We start from the raw sequence: 643 nt of genomic DNA, 5'->3' as shown, positions 1-643 counted from the left end.
TGGCAGACCATTCGGTGCTAGGACACCCGGGTAGCGTACGGCGACCACACCGGCGCTCAGGTCTGGCTTCTGGACAGACTGGCGCCATTCGCGCGGATTCATGCCCTTTGGCATGCCATAGGGCTGCAATACGCGGCCCGAAAACCTTCCGACGATGGGCATTACCTCGGCAGCGGGCATAGCTTCGCCGGGCGCCTGCTGTCAAACTTAATGCAAAACGTTGGGCTTCATGACAATTACGCCAGCACAATGCAGAGCCGTGGGCTTGTGGAACTAGACCAAGCCGCCCTTGCTGAGGCCGCCAAGATATCTCGCAATACCGTCGTCTCTTTTGAAAAGGGGCAGAGGGTGCCGGGGCAAAAAACTTGGACGCAATCCAGCGCGCCCTCGAATCGGCCGGCGTCGAGTTCATTCCTGAGAATGGCGGCGGCGCCGGGGTGAGGCTGAGGAAATGAAAGACGCGCGGATTTGACTCGCTAAGTTTGTCCGGAAGCGTAAAGAAGGATCGTCGCCAGCCAACAGAACGGGCGCTGGCGCTTGGAAGAGTCGATCACGCTTTCGCCCCATCAGGGAAAAGCGAATGTCACACGACACTTCAATCGATTCCAAGCAGCTTTCGATGCTCGCTGTCGTACTCAAAGGT

General features: G+C 58.2%; 1 protein-coding gene. It reads right to left on the bottom strand.

Annotated elements, in window-relative coordinates; genetic code table 11:
• On the bottom strand, positions 1-180 hold a 180-nt coding region (locus JT360_RS33315; protein ID WP_214477727.1), incomplete at its 3' end, for a hypothetical protein.
• Between the last annotated feature and the right edge of the window lie 463 nt (positions 181-643).

Source organism: Mesorhizobium sp. dw_380 (genome assembly GCF_018588885.1).
GTDB lineage: Bacteria > Pseudomonadota > Alphaproteobacteria > Rhizobiales > Rhizobiaceae > Mesorhizobium.
The sequence above is the reverse complement of the archived record's forward strand: the minus strand, read 5'-3'. Positions and strand labels throughout refer to the sequence as shown.